This window comes from Saccharopolyspora sp. NPDC049426 (assembly GCF_040676935.1).
Lineage (GTDB): Bacteria > Actinomycetota > Actinomycetes > Mycobacteriales > Pseudonocardiaceae > Saccharopolyspora.
Genome location: NZ_JBFAPZ010000001.1, coordinates 451546 through 470077, shown reverse-complemented (window position 1 = coordinate 470077; position 18532 = coordinate 451546). Strand labels below are relative to the sequence as shown.

Sequence of the window (18532 nt, the reverse complement as noted above, 5' to 3'; positions counted from 1 at the left end):
AGGCTGGGGACGCATGACGGCCCTGCCTACTCCACCCGCCCAGATCGAACCGGCCCTGGTGTCGCGGGCGTTCGAGGTCGCCGGTCGGCTGGCCAACGACGCCGCCGACGTCATCATCGCGACCGCGGGCAGAGGGGCGCGGCCCGAGCCCAGCGAGTCGCCTTTCGACTGGGTCACCGACACCGGCCGCACGCTGGAACGGCACACCCGCCGCATCCTCGCCGACGAGTTCCCCGGCACCCCCGTGTTCGGGGAGGAGTTCGGTGCAGAACCGAGCGTGCCACCGCAGCAGGGCGCCTCGGAGTTCCGCTGGTCGGTGGACCCCGTGGACGGCACCGCCAACTACGTGGCCGGGCTGCCCTGGTGCGCCTACAGCCTGGCGATGCTCGACGGTTTCGGGCCGGTGGTCGGCGTGGTCGCCGACCCGTACCGGACCCAGATCTACGCGGCCGCGCGAGGCCGGGGCATGCGGGCCAACGGCACTCCGGTGCGGTTGCCCGACCGCTCCGAGATACGCGGCGGCATCGTGTGCACCGAGCTGACCAAGAATGGGCCGTGGCCGGGCATGGACCGGTTCATCACCAACGCTGCCAGCGCGCAGGTCGGCGTGCGTTTACTGGGCTCTCCGGCGCTGGCCATCACCCAGGTCGCCCTCGGCCACACCATCGCCGCCGTGCTCGACGACTACGAGGAGTGGGACGTCGCCGGGGCTCTCGCGCTGGCCACCGAGGCCGGTGCCACGGTCCTCGACCGGCGCGGAGAGCCGAACCCGCTGCCGCGCGACGGGCTGCTCGTCGCCGCGCCCGGTGCGGCCGTCGAGGTCCACGAGTGGTGGGCGCAGGCGGCCGAGGTGCCGGCTAGCTGACCGGCTCCGGCAGGACCGCCGAGATCGGGCGCAGCAGCGGGAACCGCCCGCGCAGCTCGCCCACCCGCTCGGGATCGGGGTCCTCGACGAGTTCGAGAACCTCACCGGTGACCGCGCCGAAGCGCTTCTCGGCCTCGGTCAGCTCGTCCCGCACCCGGCCCGCGATCTCGACGTCGCGAGAGGTCGGCCCCAGACCCCTGCCGAGTTCGGCGAGCACGCGCAGGTTGGGCAGCTCGGCGTCCATCCGGCGCACGACGGTCAGCAACCGGTTGCGGGCCTGCTGCGAGGACATGGCCTCGACCGCCCGGCTCGCCCGCAGCACCGCCTGCTCGCAGTGCTGCACGAACGGCCCCCAGCCGTCCGGCTCCCGCTGCGGCAGCGGCTCCGGTGCCGGTTCGGGATCCTCCACGACCTGCTCGGCGGGACGTCTGCGCACCACGAGCACCAAGCCCGCACCGGCACATCCCGCCATCAACCCTATGAGCACCTGCAACCAGATCTCGGCCATCCGCGTTGCGCCCTTCCACTAGTCCCCGACCGAGGAACGCGGAAGACCCCCAGGCCTCTGCTTCCGACGCTCCGATACCCCCTCGATCACTGTGCGCCCGGCCGGTGCTCATCGGCTTGCGGGGAACTACTCATCTTCCATTGCATTTCTGAAACTTCGCTCGTCGCGCGGCTTCTGCGCGGAGCGACCGCTGGCCAGCCCCGCCCTGACCAGGTATTGCATGTCGGCCAGCAGGAACTCCATGGATTCGGTGTGCGCGCCGTCGCGACCGCCCGGCCGGACGAAATCGCCGAACTCGGTGGGGGCGGGGCGCTGGAGGCGAGCGATGGAGAACACCTCGTCGAGCCCCTGACCCACCCCCACGCGCAGGCGGGAGGGGTCCACGCCGCAGCCGGCGTCGGCCAGCCGCGCTTCGACCGGGTGCGCGACGAACAGCTCCGCTGCCAGCGGCCACACGCGTTGCAGCCCGGCGCTCATCAGCCACGATCCGCCGGGCCCGTGATCACCCAGTTTGATCACCCACTGCGCGGCGTGGTCCCGGTGTTCCGCGAGCCGGTGCAGCGACCTCGCCGCCAGCGTCCCCAGCACCGCGTCCCTGCAGGTGACGAGTTCCTCGAAGACCGCGAGGCGCCAGGTGGTGAACAGCAGCAGGCGGGCCACCGTGGTCGAGAAGTCACCGCCCGGCCCAGGACCGCAGTCGATCTCCGCCAACCGCACGTTCCGGTACTCGCCGGGTCCCCGCTGGTAGGCGAGCAGGTCCTCGTCCTGCTCGCCGCGCACCTCGACGGCCCGGCCGAGCAGGATCCGCGCCTGTCCGAGCAGGTCGTAGGCGATCTCCCCGAGCGCTGCGGACTCCTCCAGACCTGCGCGCATCCCCCACTCGGTCAGCCGGTGGGCGAGCACCAGGGCGTCGTCCCCGAGCATCGTGCAGTACAGCGCCAGATCGGCGGGATCCACCTCAGCGGGCACCGACCGGTCGACGGTGGACAGCACCGGAGCACCGAGCACCCACTGCTGCTGCACCTGCGGCGAGTCGGACAACGCTCTAGGGGTGTTCATGGGCAACGACCTCGCAGACGCGGGGTCGGCCCTTCGGCGTGTGACCACCGACCCCCTTGCGGCGGATACCCAGTTTCGCACCGGCCGAAAGGCCCCGGAAGGGTCCTCAGTCCCTGTCGGATCTCCTGAGCAGCCAATACGTCGGCAGCAGCACCGCCCACAGGACCGCCAGCGCGCTGAGGACCGGCAGCAGCGAGATCACCGCGGTGCGGCCCGCGACGCGCACCAGGTCGGGGTTGCGGGAGTCGTACTCGACTCGCACCAGCTGCCCCGCCTGCAGGTCGGTCGGGTAGATCACGCCGTTCGGCGGGATGTAGACGCGCCCGTCCTCGGTGTTGAACCGCACCACGGTCCGGGTCAACGAGGTGTCCACGACTTCGGCCACCGCCTGGCCCCGGGATTCCACGATCGTGCGGTCGTTGATGAAGCAGGCACCGATGATCGACAGTCCCATGACCGACAGCAACAAGCCAGTGATCAGCACACCTCGTGCCACTCGGCGGCGAACCCGCCCAGGCGAGGGCTGTACCACCGACTGGTCACCGTCCGTGTCTGAGCCGGTCACCGAGTCGGCCGCGTCCTGGGTCACCGCGTCGCCTGCCACGGTGACCGATTGTAGGGGCCGGGGGTCGTGGCCAGGGCCACGCGGCCGGTCAGCCCACCCGGATCCGCACTCCGAATACGCTCCAAGCGTGGCGACTACATCCAGGCGGCTGACGGCGCGCACCCGCAGACTCGATCCTGCCGACCCACGGCACGACCGCCCGCTGCTGGACCTGCTCCCCGGCGGCGAGTCGCTGAGCTGGGTCCGCGAGGGTCAGGGCCTGGTCGGATGGGGCTGCGCGGCGCGGCTGGACACCTCCGGCACGGATCGCTTCACCGACTCCGACGCGTGGTGGCGGCAGCTGTGCGGGCACATCGACGTCGATGACGCGGTGGGGCTGCCCGGCTGCGGACCGGTGGCCTTCACCAGCCTGGCCTTCGCCGGCCGCCCCGGCGACTCGGTCCTGGTGGTGCCCGAGGTGATCATCGGGGAGCGGGACGGCGTCCGCTGGATCACCACCATCGGCGACGCGCCCGAACCGGAACCCGAGCCGGTGCGCCAGCCCGGCACGGTCTCCTACAGCGATGGCCGACTGTCGTCCACGGCATACCGGCAGGCGGTGACCGAGGCGGTCCGGCTCATGCGGGAATCCCGGGGTGGGCTCCGCAAGGTCGTGCTCGCGCACGATCTCGTCGCCAACACCTCCGAGCCGCTCGACGAGCGCTTCCTGCTGCACAACCTGGCCACGCGCTACGCGAACTGCTGGACCTTCGCGGTCGACGGCCTGGTCGGCGCCACCCCGGAACTGCTGCTGGAGCGGCGCGGGTACGAGGTCCGTTCCCGGGTGCTGGCGGGCACGGCCTGGCCGCACACCGGCCGCACCGACGACGAGATCGCCGCAGAACTGCTCGACTCCGCCAAGAACCGCAGCGAGCACGCCTACGCCGCCGAGTCGCTGGCCGAGAAGCTGCGCCCGTTCTGCAGCGAGCTGTCGGTCCCGACGTCGCCGTCGGTGCTGCGGCTGCGCAACGTGCTGCACCTGGCCACCGACGTCGAAGGCAAGCTGGCCGACACGCCCGACGGGTCGGGGCTGCTGCACCTCGTCGAAGCGGTGCACCCCACGGCGGCAGTCGGTGGCACCCCGACCGAGGACGCCGTGCCGCTGATCTCCGAGCTCGAAGGCATGGACCGCGGCCGCTACGCGGGCCCGGTCGGCTGGGTCGACGGCGCGGGCAACGGCGAGCTCGGCATCGCGCTGCGCTGCGGGCAGATCGAACAGCAGAGCACCGCCGGAGCGCGCTCCGGCGGTGCTCGTGGCGGCCGGGTCCGGCTGTTCGCCGGAGGCGGCATCGTGCCCGACTCCGACCCGGACCTGGAGGTGGCCGAGGTCGAGGCGAAGCTCCTCCCGGTGCGCGAAGCCCTGGAAGGAGTTCGCTGACCGGCTAGTGGTCGTGGAGGTGTTCGTGCGCGCGGTCGATCTCGGCGACCGCCGGCGGCGTGGGCACGCTCTCCCGGGCCGCGCTGGCCGCGACGCCTGCCGCCGGGTTCACCGCGGGCTTGCCCTTGGTGAACAGCCAGGTGTTGAAGACCTCGTCGAGCTGCTTGCCGGACTTCTGCTCCGCCAACTCGATGAACTGCTCGATGGTGCCGGTCGAGAAGCGGTGCTCCGCCGCCCAGGTGCGGGTGATGTCCAGCATCGCCTCGTCGCCGACGACGCTGCGCAGCGCGTGCAGCGTCATCGCGCCCCGGTCGTAGACGGCGTCGTGGAAGACGTTCTCGGCACCCGGATCTCCCGGAAGGACCTGCCAGAACGGGTCATCCGCCGGGTAGGAGTTGTAGTAGTGGTCGAACAGCTCCTGCGCGGTGCCGGTGCCCTGCGCCTCCGACCACAACCACTCCGCGTAGGACGCGAATCCCTCGTTGATCCAGATGTCGCGCCAGGTGTCCACCGACACCGAGTCGCCGAACCACTGGTGGGCGTTCTCGTGCACGACCACCGACGTGTTCGCCGCGCTCTGGAAGAACTTGTGGCTGTAGGTCGGGCGGGTCTGGTTCTCCAGGGCGAAGTTCAGGCCCTCGGACGGGACGACGCCGCCCTGCGCGGAGAACGGGTACCCACCGAACAGCTGGGTCAGGAAGTCCACGACCTCCGGGGTGCGCTCGATGCTGGCCTTGGCCGGTCCGGCCAGCGGGCCGAGCTTGTCGGAGTAGGCGGTGACGAACGGCTGGCCGAACGCACCGGTCTTGCTGCTGATCTCGTACTGGCCGATGGTCATGAACGCCAGGTAGGTGGCGGTCGGCTCGGTGTTGCGCCAGTTCCAGGTGGTCCACCCGCCCAGGCTGTTGTTGCGGGTGTTCACCCCGTTGGAGATCGCCTCGGTGCCCTCGGGCACGGTCACCGCCACGTCGTAGGTGGCCTTGTCCCTCGGGTGGTCGTTGCCGGGGAACCACCAGGAGGAGATCTCCGGCTGGCCGATCGCCAACGCCCCGTCGGAGGTGCGCACCCACGGGTTGAGGCCGTTGAACTCCGCGGTCGACGGCGTGCCCTCGTACTCCACGACGAAGGTCGCCATCTCGCCCTGCGGCAGGGTCGCCGGCGGGGTCACGGTGAGCTCCAGGCCGTTCTGGGCGAACTGCGCCGGCATGCCGTTGACCCGCACCGACTTCGCGGTGAGGGCGAAGTCCAGGTTGAACGCCGTCAGGTCCTGCGTGGCGGTCGCGACGATCGTCGCCGTGCCCTGCAGGTGGTCGTCAGCGGGTTGGTAGCGCAGCTGCAGGTCGTAGTGGGAGACGTCGTAGCCGCCGTTGCCATAACCGGGGAAGTAGGCGTCGCCCGCTCCCGGCGCGCCTGGCCCTTCGCTTCCCGCCAACGCCGGCGCGGCGAGCACCGCGCTCGCGCAGCAGGCCGCGATCACCGCGCGCAGGCCCTGTCGTCGAATCACCCTGCCACCTCCTCGAACTTCTTGGTCCGATCAGGAGACTAGGCAAACACGTTCACACCGGCTGCGCTTTTCGCATCGAGTTTTTCCCATCACCACGCGGAAAAACGCGAATACACACCAACGGGCTAACCCACCCGTCCGACCACAGTGGCCGGACGCACCCCGACCCACCTGCGGTTGAAACCGGGCGTTCACGCTTCTGCGACGCGCATCGCATTCCACCGCAACGATTTTCGCGCGGACGTCCTCAGCCGAGCAGCGCGGAGCGGACGGCCGCGTGCAGCCGTTGGTGCACCGCACGCAGCTCGTCCCGGTTGGCACGCACCTCGACGACGCGCAGACCGGGTTTCGGCCGCAGCGCCTCACGAAGCTCGGAGTGGCCCGGCACCTGGACGTGCTCGACCCCGTGCGCCGCGCACAGCTGCGCCAGGTCGGTGCCGTGCGGCGTGCCGAAGACGCGGTCGAAGGAGTCGCTGTGCTCCGGACCGCCCTGCTCCAGCAGGCTGAAGATGCCTCCGCCGTCGTCGTTGAACACCACGATCGTCAGATCCGGCCGCTGCTCGTACGGGCCGAGCATCAGACCGTTGCTGTCGTGCAGGAACGTCAGATCGCCCAGCAGCGCGTACGCCGGGCCGCCGTGGCCGGTTGCCGCGCCGAGCGCCGTGGAGACCGTCCCGTCGATGCCGGCCGCGCCCCGGTTGCGGTGCACCAGCACGTCGGGCCGTTGCCGCGCGGCGAGCGCGACGTCCCGGCTCGGGTTCGACGACCCGAGCACCAGCAGCGAGTTCTCCGGCAGGGCGTCGACCACCTCGCGGGCCACCGCCGGGCCGTTCGGCCACCGCTCCAGGTCGAGGGCGGCGTGCAGCGCAGCGGAAGCCTTCTGGTCGGCCTGCTGCCAGGCCGTCAGCCACTGGGGGTCAACGGGTCCGGGACCTTCGGAGTCGGTCCCGAAGGTCTCGGCGACCTCCCGCACGTCGTGCGCGGGCGCGGGCCAGCCGATCCCGCCGTGCGCGAGGAGCACCTCCACCCCGGAATCGGCGAGCAGCTGCTGGACCTGGCGGAACACCGTCGGGCGTCCCACGCACAGCACCTGCTCGGGCCGGTGCTCGCGAATGAACTCGGGCAGGTTGAGGAGCCACATCCCGGTGCTGATCGCAGCCGGGCCGGACACCCCGACGCCGCCGACCTCCGACAGCACGGGCCAGCCGACGCGCTCGCCCCAGGCGCTCGCCTCCTCGGCACCCCAGTCGCCCACCAGCACCAGACCGCGACCGGAGCTCAACCGTCCCAGCGATCTCGGCGAGGCTCCGCGGTCGGCGACCTCGGTCCACCGCTCACCGCCCGGTCGTCCCTCCAGCGGCTCGAACCAGTCGGCGTCGCCGTCGGGCACCAGGGGCTCCCGGAAAGGCAGGTTGAGGTGCACCGGCCCGCCGCGCATGCCGCACGCCGCGGCAGCCCAGGCGCGGCACACCTGACTCCGCCAGTAGGCGTTCTGCCCGGAACGCGCCTCGGCGACGCCGAGCTCGTCGAACAACCGCACCTCGCTGCCGTACAGCCGGTGCTGGTCGATGGTCTGGTTCGCTCCCGCCGCGCGCAGCTCCGGCGGCCGGTCGGCCGTGATCACCAACAGCGGCACCCCGGCGTGATAAGCCTCGCTGACCGCAGGGTGCAGGTTGCTCGCGGCGGTGCCGGAGGTGCAGAACACCGGAACCGGCTGACGGGTGCGCGCGGCCAGGCCCAGGGCCAGGAAGCCGGCGCTGCGCTCGTCGATCCGCACGTGGAGCCTCAAACGCGCAGCGTGCGCGGCCCGGTGCAGAGCGTAGGCGAGAGGTGCGTTGCGCGACCCCGGGGCGAGCACCGCGTGGCGCACCCCGTTTCGGACGAGCTCGTCGACGATGACCTCAGCCTGGGCTGTGGACGGGTTCAACCGATCACCTCTGAAATCGCCTGGCGGACAACGGCGGAGGGTCCGCGGCTCCCTCCGTCGACGTCCACGCAAGCACCGGGCGGTCGCGGGGAGGACCCCGCGCCGAGCACTTGCGCCCCCTATTGTCCCAGGTGTGCAGAATCCCGTTGTCTCTGAGCTGTTCGATCCGAAGTTGTGGGAGCCCATCGAGGGCTTCGACTTCACCGACATCACCTATCACCGCTGCGTCGAGGACGGCCCCGGCAAGGGCACGGTGCGCATCGCCTTCGATCGCCCCGAGGTCCGCAACGCCTTCCGCCCGCACACCGTCGACGAGCTCTACCGCGCACTGGACCACGCGCGGATGAGCAGCGACGTCGGTTGCGTGCTGATCACCGGCAACGGCCCGTCCGAGAAGGACGGCGGCTGGGCCTTCTGCTCCGGCGGGGACCAGCGCATCCGCGGTCGTTCCGGGTATCAGTACGCCGGTGGCGAGACGGCCGAGTCCGTCGACCCGGCACGTGCCGGCCGGTTGCACATCCTGGAGGTGCAGCGGCTGATCCGGTTCATGCCCAAGATCGTCATCGCGGTGGTCCCGGGCTGGGTCGCCGGCGGCGGGCACAGCCTGCACGTCGTGTGCGATCTCACCCTCGCCAGCGCCGAGCACGGCATGTTCAAGCAGACCGACGCCGACGTCGGCAGCTTCGACGGAGGCTTCGGGTCGGCGTACCTGGCACGCCAGGTCGGGCAGAAGTTCGCCCGCGAGATCTTCTTCCTCGGACGCCCCTACACCGCCGAGCAGGCCCACCAGATGGGCATGGTCAACGAGGTCGTCCCGCACGCCGAACTGGAGGCCACCGCGTTGCAGTGGTCCCGGGAGATCAACGGCAAGTCCCCGACGGCGCAGCGCATGCTCAAGTACGCGTTCAACGCCATCGACGACGGGCTCGTCGGTCAGCAGCTCTTCGCCGGTGAAACCACCCGGCTCGCCTACATGACCGACGAGGCCGTCGAGGGCAGGGACGCGTTCCTGCAGAAGCGGGACCCCGACTGGTCCCCCTTCCCCTGGTACTTCTGAAACCTCCCACCCCTCTTCGGGCAGGACTCCGGACAGGAACAGCCCCGACGGGCGTTCCTCGTCCGGTGCCTCCCGCACGGGTCCGGCCGGGTCGGTGTCAGCACCGGCCCGCGGCCGGGCCTGTGGCGAACCCGACGACCGCTGCGGCTGCGGCGGAGTCCCGGCGAAGACCGGGACGACCAGCACGAACACGAGAAACATCGCCTCCTCCTTCCGCTCACACCAAGAACATCGACCGGCTCTTTCGAACACTTGATCGCTCGAACAGGTGAGCTAGTGGCGAAACTCTCGGGCCACCGGCGGAGTCGGCAACGGCGCCGGTGCCGAGAATGGAGCTCATGCCGAACCCCCGGGAACTCCAGCCGCTTCCAGTCCCCTCGGGAACCGGCGCGCTGGACGTGCTGCCCGAGCTGCGCCGGGCGCTGGGCGGTGACGGCCCCGCGCTGCTGCCGGTCGCGGCCGACGCCCCCGGACAGGCGCAGCACCTGATCGGGCCGCTGAACCCCGGCGAGGACGCCGAGCACGACCCGACGGCCCTGGTCATCGCCACCTCCGGCTCGACCGGCACTCCCAAGGGCGTGCTGCTGCCGGCCGGCTCGCTGCGCGCCTCGGCCGAGGCCACCCACCGCAGGCTCGGCGGGCCGGGGGAGTGGTTGCTGGCGATGCCGGCGCACCACGTCGCCGGGATCCAGGTCCTGGTCCGCGCCCTGGTCGCCGGCACCACCCCGCGCGCGGTCGACACCTCCGGCGGCTTCCGCCCGGACGGCTTCGCCGCGGCGGCGCGCGAGCTGCTGGCCTCCGACCTCCCGCACTACACGGCCCTGGTCCCGACCCAGCTGTCCCGGCTGCTCAACGACGGCGGCGCAGGCCTGGACGCGCTGCGCGGCTTCGACGCGGTGCTGCTCGGCGGCGCCGCCACTCCGCCCGCCCTGCTGGCCCGGGCACGGGACAGCGGAGTCCGGGTGACCACCACCTACGGCATGAGCGAGACCTCCGGCGGCTGCGTCTACGACGGCGTGCCGCTGGACATCACCGAGGTCGACGTGGACGGCGAGCTGGGGCCGATCCGACTCGCCGGGCCCATGCTGGCCAGGGGTTACCGCAACCAGCCGGACGCCGCCGCGTTCGCGGGCGGCTGGTTCCGCACGGGCGACCTCGGCCGCTTCGCCGACGGCGAGCTGGAAGTCCTCGGACGCGCCGACGACATGATCATCACCGGCGGGGAGAAGGTCGCGCCGCTGCCGGTCGAGCGGGTCCTGACCGAGCAGCCGGGTGTCCGCGAGGCGTGCGTGCTGGGCGTTCCCGACGCGGAATGGGGGCAGGCGGTGGTGGCCGCCGTCGTGTCCGATCCCGCGGCCCGGCCGGACGAGGAGGACCTCCGGTCCGCCGTTCGCGAACGCCTCGGCGCCGTGGCCACCCCGAAGCGCATCGCGCTGGTGGACGAGCTCCCGCTGCGCGGCCCCGGCAAACCGGACCGGCGCGCGCTCGCCGAGCAGCTGACCTGCTAGCCGAGGGACTTGCCGCGTGAGCGAAGATGAGGCTCATGGCGACTGTCGCGCAATGGATCGAAGGTGCCCGTCTGCGCACCTTCCCGAATGCGATCGCGCCGGTGCTGGCCGGGTCCGGTGCCGCCGCGGGAGTGGACGAGTTCGACCCGCTGATCGCGCTGCTGGCGCTGGCCGTCTCGGTCAGCCTGATCATCGGGGTGAACTTCGCCAACGACTACTCCGACGGCATCCGCGGCACCGATGACTCCCGCGTCGGCCCGTTCCGCCTCGTCGGGTCGCGCTCCGCGCGGCCGGGCGCGGTGCGCAACGCGGCCTTCGCGTGCTTCGGCGTGGCGGCGCTGGCCGGGCTCGGTGTGGTCGCGCTGAGCGGTCAGTGGTGGATGCTGGCGATCGGCGCGCTGTGCATCGCGGGCGCCTGGTTCTACACCGGCGGCAGCAAGCCGTACGGCTACGCCGGGATGGGCGAGCTCGCGGTGTTCGTGTTCTTCGGGCTGATCGCCGTGCTGGGCACGATGTTCGTGCAGGCCGGGACGGTCTCGGGCTTCGGCATCGGTGCCGCCGTGGGCGTCGGGGCGCTGTCCTGCGCCGTCCTGGTGGCCAACAACCTCCGCGACATCCCGTCCGACCGGGTCACGGGCAAGCGGACCCTCGCCGTCATGCTCGGCGACCGCGACACCCGCACGCTCTACACGGCTCTGGCGCTGGTCCCGTTCGTGATCACGGTCCTGATCGGCCTGCGCAACTCCTGGGCGCTGCTGGGTTTCCTGGCCCTGCCCCTGCTGCTCATCCCGCTGCGGGCGGTCGTGCGGGGAGCCACCGGCCGCTACCTGATCCCGGCGGTCCGGGACACCGGGTTCGCCATGCTCGCCTGGGGCGCCATCACGGGCCTGGCGCTGGCCTTCGGCTGACGGTGGTGTCCCGCAGCGGGCGGACCGCTGCGGGACACCGCTCGATCACGCGTGGGTCTTGCGCACTCCCAGGCCGAACACGCTGACCGCGAGGAACGGCGCGACGGCGACCACCGCGGCGCCGAGCTGCGCGATCCGGTTCTTGGTGGCGAGCTCGTAGACGGTCACCTGCGATCCGGTGCGGATCCGCACGGGCGTGGTGCAGGTCATCTTCGCCGCACCGGAGAACCAGGGCGTGATCCGGTTGACCTGGTACCGGCTCTCGGCGCGGTAGCTGGTCACCTCGCGCGCCTCACCGCGCTCCGGCACGACGCGGCAGACCGCGGTCTTCTTCTTGTCCGAGCTGGTGATCATCATCGGCTCGCCGTCCCACGCGTAGGCCGGACCCGAGGAACCCGAAGCTGTCGTGGACTTGGCCAGCGAGGTCCCGCTGAACATCGCCATCCCGAGGAGCACCGCGGCGACCAGGCCGATCAGCACCGCCCATCCGATGGTGATGCCGAGCAACGTCTTGCGATTCATCGTCGTTCGATCCCCCTCACCGCAGGAACGAGTCCGGCGGCTCGTCGTCATACCCGGCGTCGGCGGGCCGGTTCGGGTCGTTGGTGATGACGGTCGCGGCGTCGTAGCCCGCGTCGAGCATCTCCTTGGCCTGCTGCATGTTCCGCACGCTCGCGGCGAAGGCCGCGCGCACCGATTCGTCGCGGAACGCGGTGCCGTCGGCGACCTCGCGCCAGCTGAACTCGCCGTCGTCGACTCGGCGCTGGAACGCGACGATCTCCGCGGGCGCGTTGCCGTCGCGGACGTGCTGCTGGATCTCCTCGATCCGCTCGTCGGTGAGCTTCACCTCCGGCAGCTCGGCTTCGAACCTGGTCGCCTTCGCCAGCGCCTCCTCGGCCTGGCGCATCCGCTCCTCGACCATCTCCTCGGCCGCGCGGACCTCCGGTGTCTTCCAGTCCTGGCTCATCGCAGCCCCCCGCTCAGATGCTTCCCGAGGACAGCGGCTGGTGGCCGCTTCCCGCCGCGGTCCGGACCCCTCCGGCGGCGTTCCGCACGCCGGTCGCCGAGCCGCGCGCCCCGGAGGTCGCTTCGGTGACGGCCGTGATGTCGTCCTTGGCCTGGAGCCCGACGTTGATGACGTCGCCGAGGCTGTTGGCGTCGGTGATCTTGGCCAGGTTGGTGCCCGCGCCCTTGATGGAGTCGACCAGCTGCACGACCGAGTCGTACATCTGCTGCAAGGCCTCGAAGAGCTCCAGCACCGCCAGCACGATCTCGACGCACTTCTCGACGTTGCGCACCACGTTCGCCCAGCCGGCGACCGGGATCCAGCCGGTGGACGCCGTCTCGATGAGCCGGTCGACCAGCTTCTTGATCAGCTCCAGCGCCTTGTCGGTCATCCGGCGGGACATCTCGGCGGCCTTCTGGAAGCCCTGGCCGACGAGCTGCGCCAGCATCGCGTCGCCTTCGAGCGCGACGGTCCAGGTGCTCACCAGCAGCGTCTCGAAGGCGATGGCACCGGAGCCGTCCCAGCTCTTCCGCAGGTCGCTGATGCCCTGGTTGAGGTTCTTGCGGACCGCTCGCAGGGCTTCACCGATCTGGTTCCACGCCTCGGCGTTGGTCTCGATCTTGGAGAAGTCCCCGGTGATCGGCGAGATCAGCTGCTCGATCAGGTTCTCGCCGGTGACCTGCTCGTAGACCCAGTTGACCGCCTGCACCTGCCAGCCGGCGTCCTCGACGGCCTGCTGCAACGAATCCTGGTTGCTCTTGCTCGGATCCGCCTCGAGGAGGGCCAGCGGGTCCTCGGCGTCTTCGTACGAAGCCAATTCCTCCGCCCCCTCAGACCTTGATCTCGTCGAGATCGGACTGGATCCGCTGGAGCGAAAGGACGACCTTCCGTTCGACCTCCTCGTATTCCGAGGCGGTTTCGGCGAGATCCTCCCTGACCTTATGCAGCGCCGAATGCGCCAGCTGAAGCGTTTCTCCGTAGAGCGCGGTGACCGCCTCCACAGCCGGGACCAACACCACCATCAAACCGGTGAAACCGCTCGTGTCGGACGCGGTGCTCTCGGCCCACTCGCCGATCTTCTTGAAATGGCCGGTGTTTCGCTCGAGAAGTCCCTCGAAGCCGTTGAGCTCCGACGGAATCACCCGCAGATTCCCCGCCATCCCACCCCCTCTTGTCGCCGTTCGGGGAGCGCGCGTTGACGAATCAGCCGCGATGAAAGGCACATCCGGGCGAAAACCGGCGCGATGATCTCGTCGGCTCGTCCGGGCACCGTCACGCGCTCGATCCCGCGCGTGCGAACTCCCCCAGTCGCGAGAATTCGAACCGATCCGGTCAGACCGCGAACGAGCTTCCGGTGAAGCGTTACGCGTTGGAGATCTTCCGCGTCACGCGACCACGGCGGGCAGCACGTACTGGGCGAGGTCCGAAGCGATGCCGCACTGGTCGGTGTCGGCCTGGTCGGCGATCACCACGATCTGCAGGGTGGCTCCCGCGACGGGGGCGTAGACGGTGCAACCGTCGGCCCGCAGGACCTGCGTTCCGCGAACGGTGCCGAGCTCGACCTCCTCGGTCCCCAGGTCGGCGAAACCGGGTGCCTGAGCTCCGATGAGCACTTCGCTACCCCCGTTGCGGTCGGGGAACCCGCATCCGCGCACCGGGGGCTCGATCCCCACCTCGCGCGCCCGTCCGGGCTCGACCTCGAAGGCCAGCGCCGCGATCTCGTCCGGCCGGACCAGCCCGCACAGCTCCTGCGCTGACATCGATCCGAGCATCCGCCGCTGCTCCGGCGGAACCTCGCGGGTGATCGACGGGGCGGTGCTGGTCGCTGTGGACTCCTCGGAGGTGCTGGGCTGCGAGGACGGCGGGCTGGGCACCACCTGCTGCACAGCGGTGCAGCCGGCCAGTGCGGCGCTCGCGAGCACCGCGCTGATCAGCAGGCGCTTGGCGACCACCGGTCCTCCTCCACCACGCACGATCGTCCAGCCGCGGGAGACCGCTCCGCTCGGCGGCGCGGGTAGCGGAACCCGATCGGCTCCGCCGCTCTCATGAACAACTCCTAGTCTGCCTGGAACTCACCGGTGCTGTGGAAGTGGTCCAGGATCTTGCGCGGGGCCTCCAGGTCCATGCCCTGGTCAGCGACCCAGCCGTCGTCGAAGTAGGTGTTGGTGTAGCGCTCGCCGCCGTCGCAGAGCAGCGTGACGATGCTGCCCCTGCGGCCCTCGGCGAGCATCTGGGAGACCAGCGCGAACACGCCCCACAGGTTGGTTCCGGTGGAGCCGCCGACGCGGCGTCCGAGGACCTGCTCGGTGCAGCGGATGGCCGCGATGGAGGCGGCGTCCGGGACCTTGATCATCCGGTCGATGGCCTGCCCGATGAACGACGGTTCCACCCTCGGCCTGCCGATGCCCTCGATGAGCGAGCCGGAGTCGCTGGTCAGCGAGGGATCGCTGTCGCGCCAGGCTTCGAAGAACACCGAGCGCTGCGGGTCGACGACGGCCAGCCGGGTCCCGAGCCTGCGGTAGCGCAGGTAGCGGCCGATGGTGGCGCTGGTGCCGCCGGTACCGGCGCCGACGACGATCCAGGCGGGTTCCGGGTGCGGTTCGAGCGCGAGCTGCTCGAAGATCGACTCGGCGATGTTGTTGTTGCCCCGCCAGTCGGTGGCGCGTTCGGCGTTGGTGAACTGGTCCATGAAGTGGCCTCCGAGCTCGGAGGCCAACCGCCGGGACTCGGCGTAGATCGCGCCGGGCTCGTCGACGAAGTGGCAACGGCCGCCCTGCCACTCGATGAGCGCGACCTTCTCGCCGCTGGTGGATCGGGGCATCACCGCGATGAACGGCAATCCGAGCAGTCGGGCGAAGTAGGCCTCCGAGACCGCCGTCGATCCGGACGAAGCCTCGATCACGGGTGTGTTTTCGGTCACCCAGCCGTTGCAGATGGCGTAGAGGAACAGCGAACGGGCCAGCCGGTGCTTGAGCGAACCGGTCGGATGTGTTGACTCGTCCTTGAGGTAGAGGTCGATCCCCCACTCAGCGGGCAGCGGGTACCGCAGGAGGTGGGTGTCGGCGCTGCGGTTCGCGTCGGCCTCGATGATCCGGACGGCCTCGCTGGTCCAGGCCCGCGTGCGCTCGCAGGAGCGGTCGATGTCGCTGGTCATTCGGCGTCCGCGGGCGCGTCGCCGCGCAGTTGGGCGCGCAGCTGCTCGCGGCGTTCGCGGCGGTCCTTGGTGCGCTCGGCCATGCCGACCGCGACACGGCGCCGGAGCTTGCCGAAGACCACCAGCGACAGCGGCATGACCACGACGACGGACACGGCGAGGGCCACCAGGACCGGCACCCCGGTCAGCATCAGCAGCACCGCGACGACTGCGACCAGGCCGAACCGGGCCGCGGTGTAGAGCGCGATGTCACGAACCAGGTCGGGCTTGACCTCGGACGTCTCGCCGGTCGGCTGCTCGGGACCCGTCCCGGGGGTCGCGGCGACCGCGGTTTCGGGTTCGTCGGTTCTCGTCTCCTGCTGTTCCCGCACGTCATCCAGGGTAGAGCACCCTTGAGAGCGACCGGCTCGGCATCCGGGGACCGCAGGTCAGAGCGCCCGAAGCGCCGGTTTCGTCCCTTACCTTCCCTTTACCTAAACCCAAACGTTCGAGTACCTGACCCTTCAGGTGCCACGATTGCGACCGGAATGCCCGAATACCAGTTATCGCGAAAAGTGGAGGTCACACGTGACCGCGTCGACTCAGCAGCCTCGACAGAACGGTCAGGAGCAGCTCCTCACCCCGGGTGAGGTCGCGGCGCTCTTCCGGGTCGACCCGAAGACCGTGACCCGATGGGCGACCGCCGGCCGGATCGGTTCGATCCGCACCCCCGGTGGCCACCGTCGCTTCCGCGAGTCCGAGGTCCGCACCCTGCTGGCCGAGCTGACCAACGATGTGAACCGCACCGCCTGACCGACCGGTCCGGCAGCGGCGAAACATCTCGAAGCGGCGCGGAAGTCAACGCGGCGGTGCGCAGGTCCACTTGCCAAACCCCTCGTGGTGAGTGCTCAAGGCACCGCGGCAGGCGCCGGGTAAAGCAGTCGCAACAGTCGAGAATCACTGCACCAAGTCGAAGATCGCTGGGCGGCCGGCCGATGACGACCGCCGTCCCTGGTGGCACCTCGCACGTCCGCGAGGCGTCACCAGGGACCCCGCTCGAACCGGACACCTCCGGACAAAGACACCACCGCCTCTGATTGGCTAGTGTCGTAAGCGGAACGGTTGGAGGTGGCCACGATGATCTATGCCCTCGCCGCCATTGGCGCGCTCACCATCGCTGTGCTGATGTGGAAGGCGTTCGGCCCGCAGGTCGCCACGCCGCGCGCCCGAAGAGCACCCGTCGCGCCCGACGACGACCCGGACTTCCTCCGCAAGATCGCCGAAGAGCAGCGCAAGAACCAACGCGGCACCGACGACGACGGCGGCGGCCTCAAGTAACCCCCGTCAGGCAAGCGGCGAAGCCGCTTTCTCATTACCCCACGAAAGCAACTCGCACCGCCGGGGGTTCTCAGACGTCCTCTGGGGAGGACAGCCGCAGCGCCGCGTATCTCCTAATACTCAAGTCGCGGATCCCGGAGCCAGAGGACGTCTGAGGTTCCCCCACCCGCACCGCCATGCAGGAAGAGCCGGAAACCCGCTCAGGCCTGAGCTTGACGCCCAGGCGCGTGGGGAAAGTCGTCGGCGACCATTGCTGCCAGCTCCAGCAGCGCCATCCGCGTCGGAGCCGCCAGCTGGTCGAGCTCGACCTCCGCGCCCTCTTCCAGGTGCGGGTCGAACGGGATGCGCGACACGGCGCGGCAGCGGGACGCGAAGTGGGCGCCGAGCTTGTCCACGTCGACCTTGCCCGATGCCGGGCGCACGGAGTTGATCACGGCGACCGAGCGGGAGACCAGCTCGCCGTAGCCGTGGGCGTCGAGCCAGTCCAAAGTGGCCGAAGCGCTGCGGGCGCCGTCGATCGAGCTGGAGGAGACGATCACCAGCGAGTCGGCGACGTCCAGCACGCCCTTCATGGCCGAGTGCATCAGGCCGGTGCCGCAGTCGGTGAGCACCACGTTGTAGAAGTGCTCCAGCAGCGTCACGGTGCGCCGGTAGTCGTCCTCGCTGAAGGCCTCGGACACGGCCGGATCCTGCTCGCTGGCGAGGATTTCCAGCCTGCTCGGACCCTGCGAGGTGTAGGAGCGGACGTCGCTGTAGCGGCGGATCCGGTGCGCGTCGCGCAGCAGGTGCCGGACGGTCGCTGTGGTCTCCAGCGGGATCTTCTGGCTCAGCGTGCCGCGGTCCGGGTTCGCGTCGACGGCGATGCACCGGTCGCCGCGCAGCGAGGCGAAGGTCGCGCCGAGCGTCGCGGTCGCGGTGGTCTTGCCGACGCCGCCCTTGAGGCTGAGCATCGCGATCTTGTAGCAGCCCTGCAGCGGCTGGTTGATCCGCGTGATGAGCTCGCGGCGGCGCCGGTCGGTCGGGCCCTCGCCGAAGTTGACCGTCTTGCCGCTGGCCACGTAGACGGCCTTGCGCCAGCCGGACTGCGGCGGTCGCTTGGTCTGCCGGAGCAGCTGCGCGGACGAGAGGTCGGCGTTGGGCTGCGGGTGCTGCGGACCACCGGGCTGCTGGTGACCCTGCTGCTGCGGACCGGGCTGCTGGGGCGGCTGCTGCGGGTAGGGCTGGCCGGTCGGGAACGGCCCGGACTGACCGCCCGAGACGGGCGCGTACGGGCTCACCGGGACCGGGCCGGAGCCGCCCTCGGTGACCTGGTGCGGGCCCGAGACCTGGTGGGGACCGGACTGGGTCCCCGGGTATCCGGGCCACGGCTGCTGTTGCTGCGGGTGCGGGCCTGACTGGGACGGGTCGGGGTACACCGGCGCTCCGCTCGGGTAGTACGGCTGCGGGGTGTCCGCGACCGGGAAGGGGCCGGACACGTCGGGCTGCGACGGGTCCACGTACGACGGTTCGGGGTGTTCCGGAACCGGCTTGGGCTGGTGCGGCCGCGTCTCCGGGTCGCTGTAGGAGCCGTTGCCGCTCTTGCTCCCGGCCTCGGTGCCGGCCGGGTCGTCGGCCTGCGGCGAGACGGCACCGACGTCCCGCCTCGTCTCGGGCTCTTCGTACTGTCCCGTCACCGTCGCCGTCCCTCCAACGTTCGAGCCGAGCTGTACCGCGCTTGCGCACAGCAACCTAAACCCA

At 70.6% G+C, this 18532-nt stretch carries 20 protein-coding genes; 7 read left to right on the top strand and 13 right to left on the bottom strand.

Annotation, left to right across the window (positions count from 1 at the left end):
• The first annotated feature begins 13 nt into the window (after positions 1-13).
• Positions 14-865: an inositol monophosphatase family protein gene (locus AB0J78_RS02285; RefSeq protein ID WP_363786073.1), complete on the top strand. Its 852-nt coding sequence runs from the start codon at positions 14-16 to the stop codon at positions 863-865.
• Here AB0J78_RS02285 and AB0J78_RS02280 read toward each other — a convergent pair.
• The 3 genes from AB0J78_RS02280 to AB0J78_RS02270 form a co-directional block, all read right to left on the bottom strand.
• Positions 858-1373 (bottom strand): hypothetical protein, encoded by a 516-nt coding sequence (locus AB0J78_RS02280; RefSeq protein ID WP_363786071.1) that lies wholly within the window; start codon positions 1371-1373, stop codon positions 858-860. The genes AB0J78_RS02285 and AB0J78_RS02280 overlap by 8 nt on opposite strands.
• 126 nt (positions 1374-1499) lie before the next feature.
• Positions 1500-2432 (bottom strand): 1,2-phenylacetyl-CoA epoxidase subunit PaaC, encoded by a 933-nt coding sequence (gene paaC / locus AB0J78_RS02275; RefSeq protein ID WP_363786069.1) that lies wholly within the window; start codon positions 2430-2432, stop codon positions 1500-1502.
• A gap of 106 nt (positions 2433-2538) precedes the next feature.
• On the bottom strand, positions 2539-3036 hold the full coding sequence (locus tag AB0J78_RS02270) for a DUF3592 domain-containing protein (protein ID WP_363786067.1): 498 nt from the start codon (positions 3034-3036) through the stop codon (positions 2539-2541).
• Positions 3037-3124: 88 nt separating this feature from the next.
• Between AB0J78_RS02270 and AB0J78_RS02265 the strand changes: the two genes are divergently transcribed.
• Positions 3125-4414, top strand: a complete 1290-nt coding sequence (locus AB0J78_RS02265; protein WP_363786065.1) for an isochorismate synthase — start codon at positions 3125-3127, stop codon at positions 4412-4414.
• 4 nt (positions 4415-4418) lie between these two features.
• Here the strand turns inward: AB0J78_RS02265 and AB0J78_RS02260 are convergent, their stop codons facing one another.
• Both AB0J78_RS02260 and menD read right to left on the bottom strand, forming a co-directional pair.
• The gene (locus AB0J78_RS02260; RefSeq protein ID WP_363786063.1) at positions 4419-5918 is read right to left on the bottom strand and encodes a M1 family metallopeptidase; all 1500 of its coding nucleotides are present in this window, start codon (positions 5916-5918) and stop codon (positions 4419-4421) included.
• 247 nt (positions 5919-6165) lie between these two features.
• Positions 6166-7845 (bottom strand): 2-succinyl-5-enolpyruvyl-6-hydroxy-3-cyclohexene-1-carboxylic-acid synthase, encoded by a 1680-nt coding sequence (gene menD / locus AB0J78_RS02255; RefSeq protein ID WP_363786061.1) that lies wholly within the window; start codon positions 7843-7845, stop codon positions 6166-6168.
• A 133-nt stretch (positions 7846-7978) separates the two neighbouring features.
• Here menD and AB0J78_RS02250 point away from each other — a divergent pair, with 133 nt between their 5' ends.
• The 3 genes from AB0J78_RS02250 to AB0J78_RS02240 all read left to right on the top strand — a co-directional run bounded on the left by AB0J78_RS02250 (position 7979) and on the right by AB0J78_RS02240 (position 11318).
• Positions 7979-8902 carry a 1,4-dihydroxy-2-naphthoyl-CoA synthase gene (locus AB0J78_RS02250; protein ID WP_363786059.1) on the top strand — a complete coding sequence of 308 codons (924 nt, stop codon included), beginning with the start codon at positions 7979-7981 and terminating at the stop codon, positions 8900-8902.
• A 338-nt stretch (positions 8903-9240) separates the two neighbouring features.
• Positions 9241-10410 carry an o-succinylbenzoate--CoA ligase gene (gene menE, locus AB0J78_RS02245; RefSeq protein ID WP_363786057.1) on the top strand — a complete coding sequence of 390 codons (1170 nt, stop codon included), beginning with the start codon at positions 9241-9243 and terminating at the stop codon, positions 10408-10410.
• A gap of 35 nt (positions 10411-10445) precedes the next feature.
• Complete coding sequence (locus tag AB0J78_RS02240) at positions 10446-11318, top strand: 1,4-dihydroxy-2-naphthoate polyprenyltransferase (RefSeq protein ID WP_363786055.1); 873 nt, start codon at positions 10446-10448, stop codon at positions 11316-11318.
• A 45-nt stretch (positions 11319-11363) separates the two neighbouring features.
• Here AB0J78_RS02240 and AB0J78_RS02235 read toward each other — a convergent pair whose 3' ends face one another.
• The 7 genes from AB0J78_RS02235 to AB0J78_RS02205 form a co-directional block, all read right to left on the bottom strand.
• Positions 11364-11840 (bottom strand): hypothetical protein, encoded by a 477-nt coding sequence (locus AB0J78_RS02235; RefSeq protein WP_363786053.1) that lies wholly within the window; start codon positions 11838-11840, stop codon positions 11364-11366.
• Between the two features lie 16 nt (positions 11841-11856).
• Complete coding sequence (locus AB0J78_RS02230) at positions 11857-12285, bottom strand: hypothetical protein (RefSeq protein WP_363786051.1); 429 nt, start codon at positions 12283-12285, stop codon at positions 11857-11859.
• A gap of 13 nt (positions 12286-12298) precedes the next feature.
• Positions 12299-13141: a hypothetical protein gene (locus tag AB0J78_RS02225; RefSeq protein WP_363786049.1), complete on the bottom strand. Its 843-nt coding sequence runs from the start codon at positions 13139-13141 to the stop codon at positions 12299-12301.
• A gap of 13 nt (positions 13142-13154) precedes the next feature.
• Positions 13155-13484, bottom strand: a complete 330-nt coding sequence (locus AB0J78_RS02220; RefSeq protein ID WP_363786047.1) for a hypothetical protein — start codon at positions 13482-13484, stop codon at positions 13155-13157.
• Positions 13485-13709: 225 nt separating this feature from the next.
• Complete coding sequence (locus AB0J78_RS02215; protein WP_363786045.1) at positions 13710-14276, bottom strand: DUF3558 family protein; 567 nt, start codon at positions 14274-14276, stop codon at positions 13710-13712.
• A gap of 104 nt (positions 14277-14380) precedes the next feature.
• Entirely contained in the window at positions 14381-15478 is a 1098-nt protein-coding gene (locus AB0J78_RS02210; RefSeq protein WP_363786043.1) for a PLP-dependent cysteine synthase family protein, read from the bottom strand.
• A complete protein-coding gene (locus tag AB0J78_RS02205; protein WP_363786041.1) occupies positions 15475-15849 on the bottom strand; it encodes a DUF4229 domain-containing protein in 375 nt (124 codons plus the stop codon). The genes AB0J78_RS02210 and AB0J78_RS02205 overlap by 4 nt, the downstream gene beginning before the upstream one ends.
• A 196-nt stretch (positions 15850-16045) precedes the next feature.
• On the opposite strand from AB0J78_RS02205, the gene AB0J78_RS02200 reads away from it, so the two are divergent.
• Both AB0J78_RS02200 and AB0J78_RS02195 read left to right on the top strand, forming a co-directional pair.
• On the top strand, positions 16046-16270 hold the full coding sequence (locus AB0J78_RS02200; protein ID WP_093414319.1) for a BldC family transcriptional regulator: 225 nt from the start codon (positions 16046-16048) through the stop codon (positions 16268-16270).
• A 324-nt stretch (positions 16271-16594) separates the two neighbouring features.
• The gene (locus tag AB0J78_RS02195) at positions 16595-16795 is read left to right on the top strand and encodes a hypothetical protein (RefSeq protein ID WP_363786038.1); all 201 of its coding nucleotides are present in this window, start codon (positions 16595-16597) and stop codon (positions 16793-16795) included.
• A gap of 200 nt (positions 16796-16995) precedes the next feature.
• On the opposite strand, the gene AB0J78_RS02190 is transcribed toward AB0J78_RS02195, so the two are convergent.
• Positions 16996-18468 carry a MinD/ParA family protein gene (locus tag AB0J78_RS02190; RefSeq protein ID WP_363786036.1) on the bottom strand — a complete coding sequence of 491 codons (1473 nt, stop codon included), beginning with the start codon at positions 18466-18468 and terminating at the stop codon, positions 16996-16998.
• Between the last annotated feature and the right edge of the window lie 64 nt (positions 18469-18532).